Source organism: Roseiarcus sp. (genome assembly GCF_049514155.1).
Classification (GTDB): Bacteria; Pseudomonadota; Alphaproteobacteria; order Rhizobiales; family Beijerinckiaceae; genus Roseiarcus.
On the sequence record NZ_JBEKVH010000236.1, the window covers coordinates 1 to 4360 of the forward strand.

General features: G+C 67.9%; 5 protein-coding genes. All 5 read right to left on the reverse strand.

Features of this window, described 5'->3' with window-relative positions; translation table 11 throughout:
• Positions 1-281, reverse strand: a 281-nt coding sequence (locus tag ABSF49_RS20530) for an ATP-binding cassette domain-containing protein (RefSeq protein WP_424114494.1), incomplete at its 3' end; no start/stop codon positions are given.
• A 105-nt stretch (positions 282-386) separates the two neighbouring features.
• On the reverse strand, positions 387-1397 hold the full coding sequence (locus ABSF49_RS20535; RefSeq protein ID WP_424114495.1) for a BMP family lipoprotein: 1011 nt from the start codon (positions 1395-1397) through the stop codon (positions 387-389).
• Between the two features lie 231 nt (positions 1398-1628).
• Complete coding sequence (locus tag ABSF49_RS20540; RefSeq protein ID WP_424114498.1) at positions 1629-2561, reverse strand: ribose-phosphate pyrophosphokinase; 933 nt, start codon at positions 2559-2561, stop codon at positions 1629-1631.
• 177 nt (positions 2562-2738) lie between these two features.
• Positions 2739-3329, reverse strand: coding sequence for a hypothetical protein (locus ABSF49_RS20545; RefSeq protein WP_424114496.1), 591 nt, complete (start codon positions 3327-3329; stop codon positions 2739-2741).
• An 83-nt stretch (positions 3330-3412) separates the two neighbouring features.
• Positions 3413-4360, reverse strand: a 948-nt coding sequence (locus tag ABSF49_RS20550; RefSeq protein WP_424114497.1) for a M24 family metallopeptidase, incomplete at its 5' end; no start/stop codon positions are given.

Here is a 4360-nt window from a genome sequence, read left to right on the forward strand (position 1 = left end):
AAATGCTGATGGACCATGCCGATGCCGCAGTCGATCGCCTCGCGCGAAGAGCGGATGCGCACCGGCTTGCCGTTGACGCGAATCTCGCCGGAGTCGGCCTCGTAGAAGCCGTAGAGGATCGACATCAGCGTCGACTTGCCCGCGCCGTTCTCGCCGACGATGCCGTGGATGACGCCGCGCTCGACCTTGAGATTGACGTCGACGTTGGCGTGGACCGGACCGAAGCTCTTGTCGATGCCGATCAGCTCGATCGCCGGAGCGGCGGGCGCTTGAGGGTTCACGACGACGCTCCAACGCTGGCCTCGCGGCGCCGGCTGTCGACCGGCGCCCGCGCGTCCTTCTCCGCCGAGGCGGAGAACGACGCGCTCAGGCTGCGATCACGAGTCTCAGTTCGGGCACTTGCTGTCCGACATGTAGTCGTGGACTTCGATCTTGCCCGAAATGATGTCGGCCTTGGCCGCGTCGGCGGCGGCCTTCGCGTCGGCCGTGAGCACGGTCTTGTTCCATTCGTCGACGGCGAAGTCGACCCCGCCTTCCTTGAGCCCGAGCGCCTGGACGCCCGCCTTCCAGGTCCCGTTCTTGGCGTCCATGAACGACTTGTAGGTGGCGACGTCGACGTGCTTCAGCATCGAGGTCAGCACCTTGCCGGGGAACAGATAGTCCTGATCGGAATCGACGCCGATGGCGAGCTTGTCGGCGTCGGCGGCGGCCTTCAGCACGCCCTGACCGGTCGCGCCGGCGGCGGCGTAGACGATGTCGGCGCCGCGGTCGATCTGCGACTTGGCGAGTTCGCCGCCCTTGACCGGATCGTTCCAGGCGGAAGGCGTCGTGCCGGTCATATTGGCGAACACCTCGTCCTTGCCGCCGGAGGCATAGGCGACGCCCTGGGCGTAGCCGCAGCCGAACTTCGAGATCAGCGGAATGTCCATGCCGCCGACGAAGCCGACCTTGCCGGTCTTGGAGGTCTTGGCGGCGATCACGCCGACCAGGAACGAGCCCTCGTGCTCCTTGAAGACGATCGACTGCACGTTCGGCAGGTCGACCACGTCGTCGATAATGCCGAACTTGGTGTCGGCGAACTCCGGAGCGACCTTCTTCAGCGCGGTCTCCCAGGCGAAGCCAACGGTCATGATCGGCGAGAAGCCGTCCTTGGCGAACTTGCGCAGCACCTGCTCGCGCTGGGCGTCGTTCTGGATTTCCAGGTCGCGGAAGTCGACGCCGGAATCCTTCTTGAATTTCAGCGCGCCATTGTAGACGCCTTCGTTGAACGATTTGTCGAATTTGCCGCCGAGGTCATAGATCACGGCCGGCTTGACGTCGGCGGCGAGCGCCGCCGCCGATACGAGCGTCGCGACCGCGAGGCCCGAAAACAAAGCTGACAACTGACGTCCGGCCATCCAACTCTCCCCTTCTCCGTTCACGCCGGGGTCGCAAAGACGTCCCGGCGAATGCGACCGCCGCGCGGCCGCTTGGCCCATGCGAGCGGAGTTGACCGTTCGGTCAAACATAACGCCGACGGCGCCGGGGGAGTCAACCTGCTTCCCCGCACGCCGAACCGCGCTGCGTGTGGTCACGATAGGCTGGCTTCAAAGCGCCGGCAAGCCGGCGCAACCGCGCGAAATCGACGCTCAGTCGAACAGGACCGAGACGCTCTCTTCCTTGGCGATGCGCGCGATCGCTTCGCCGATCAGCGGCGCGATCGAAATGACGCGGATGTTGTGCGCGACCCTGACCGCCTCGGTCGGCGCGATGGTGTCGGTGAGCACCAGCTCCCTGAGTTGCGAGGCGGCGACGCGCGCCACCGCGCCGCCCGACAGCACGCCATGGGTGATGTAGGCGGAGACGCTCAGAGCGCCTTCGGCGAGCAGCGCGTCGGCGGCGTTGCACAACGTGCCGCCGGAATCGACGATGTCGTCGAGCAGCACGCAATGGCGGCCGCCGACATGGCCGATGATGTTCATCACTTCCGACTCGCCGGCGCGCTCGCGCCGCTTGTCGACGATGGCGAGCGGCGCGTCGAGGCGTTTGGCCAGCGCGCGGGCGCGCACCACGCCGCCGACGTCGGGCGAGACGACCATCACGTTGTCGGCGATGCCGCGCTCCTTGATGTCGCGCACCATCGTCGGCGCGGCGAACAGGTTGTCGGTCGGGATGTCGAAGAAGCCCTGGATCTGGCCGGCGTGGAGATCGACGGTGAGGACGCGGTCGGCGCCGGCGCGGGTGAGCAGATTGGCGACGAGCTTGGCCGAGATCGGCGAGCGCGGCCCCGGTTTGCGGTCCTGTCGGGCATAGCCGAAATAGGGGATGACCGCCGTGATGCGATGCGCGGAAGCGCGCCGCAGCGCGTCGATCATGATCAACAGCTCCATCAGATTGTCGTTGGCCGGATAGGACGTCGACTGGATGATGAAGGCGTCGCGGCCGCGCACGTTCTCGAGGATTTCGACGAAGATCTCGAGGTCGGCGAAGCGGCGCACGTGGCAGCGGGTCAGCGGTTCGCCGAGGTAGGCGGCGATCGCCTCGGCCAAGGGCGCGTTGGAGTTGCCGGCGAGTATCTTCATCTGACCTGGCATGCCCCAAGCTCCAATCGGCGCGCGGGCCCTCACCCTCCCGAGCCCGCGCGGCGCGAGATTGGGGCGGGTCATAGCAGCGGCGGCCGCCGGGAACAATATGACGGCGAGACGACGCCATCGGCGGCGCCGAAGCCTATCCACAGAATGGGCGGAAGCGCCGGGGCGCTATTTGAGCTGCGCGTAGCCGAGCGCCGTCTCGGCCGGCGGCGCCGCCGCAGCGGCGGCAGGGGCGGCTTCCGGCGTGTTGGAGAGGAAGGCGGCGAGGTCGTCGGCGCTCCTGGCCGCCACGCTGGTCAAGACCGCTTCGCCGGCGAGCGCCCAGGGATCGTCGCCCGCGCCCTTGACCGCGATGACGTCGTTCAGGCGCTGGACACGCTGCTTGTCGGCGGCGAAGACGTCCCAGACATATTCGATCTCCGCCCCGTCCTCGGTCGGCGAAGCGGAGAGATAGCCGCGCACGAGATAGCGCGCCTTGGCGGCGTCGACGACGGCGATGTCGCGCGAACGCGCCGCGGCGTCGAGCCGCCGGTCGAAATCCGCGCCGATCGCTGGCGGCGCGCCTTCGACCGAGACGATGGCGAGGCTGGCCTGGGCGAGGTTCGCGCCCTGGCGAAGCGCAAATTGACGGGATGCCGCGTCGTCCGGAGCGATCTCGGCGGCGGTCTCGACGGCGACACAGGCGCCGAGCGCCAGCGGCGCCGTCAGCGCGACGAGCAGCGCCAGCGTCGCTTTTCTTTTCGCCGCATTTGCCGCCATCGAACGCGCCGACCCTGCACAACCCAAGCGCGACCGCGGTTACGCCCTCGCGCGCCGACGGCCTTGTTAACGCTCTGCTAACCCTATTTGACCGCCAGGTCCAGATTGGCGCCGTTCAAAGGTTCGGCATGGTGAACGCCGGTGAGATAGGTGCGGCCGAGGCACATCGCGGCGCCGCCGTCGCTGTCCATCAGGATCATGTGGAGGAAATAGACCTGCCCCGCCGCGATGACGAAGGGGTTGCGCTCGTAGAACATCGGCGGGTCCATCCACGACGGCGTGAACTTGGCGCCGAGCGAATAGCCGCAGGCGTTGAGCCGGCAGCGCGCGAGGCCGTGGGCGTCGAAGACGCGCGCGTGCGCGGCGAAGACCTCGCCGGCGGTCCGACCGGAGCGCAATTCGGCCTGGCAGGCCAAAAGCGCCTCGCGCGCGGCGGCGTGATAGGCCAAGTGCTGCGGCTTCGGCCGGCCGACGACATGGGTGCGCATGATCGCGGAATGGTAGTGGCGGCTGACGCCGGCGAATTCGAGCGTGAGCTGGTCGTCGGCCGACAGCTGGCGCCGCCCGCTCTTGTAGCGACAGAGCAGCGCGTCGGCGCCCGAGCCGATGATGAATTCGTTGGCTGGATAGTCGCCGCCGGCGGCGAAGATGGCGGAATGCATCGCGGCGAGGATTTCGCCCTCGTCGGCGCCGGCTTCGGTCGCCTCGAGCGCGGCGCAGTCGGCGAGGTCGGAGAGGCGCGCCGCCTCGCGCACATACACGAGTTCCTCGACCGACTTCGTCGTCCGTAGATTCGGGATCAGCCGCGAAGCGTCGACGAGCTCGGCGAAGCCGGCGAGCGTCGCCTGCAACCTCAAGCCGTTGAAATGGGTGAGGCCATAGCTGTCGAACTCGACGCCGAGGCGGCCGCGCACGCCGAGGTCGGCGAGCATCGCCTTCAGATCGCGGGTCGGATCGGCGCCTTCGCCGTCCTTCCAGACGCGCACGTCGGCGATGTTGGAGGTGTGTTGCGCCTGGCGCAGGTCGGCCGA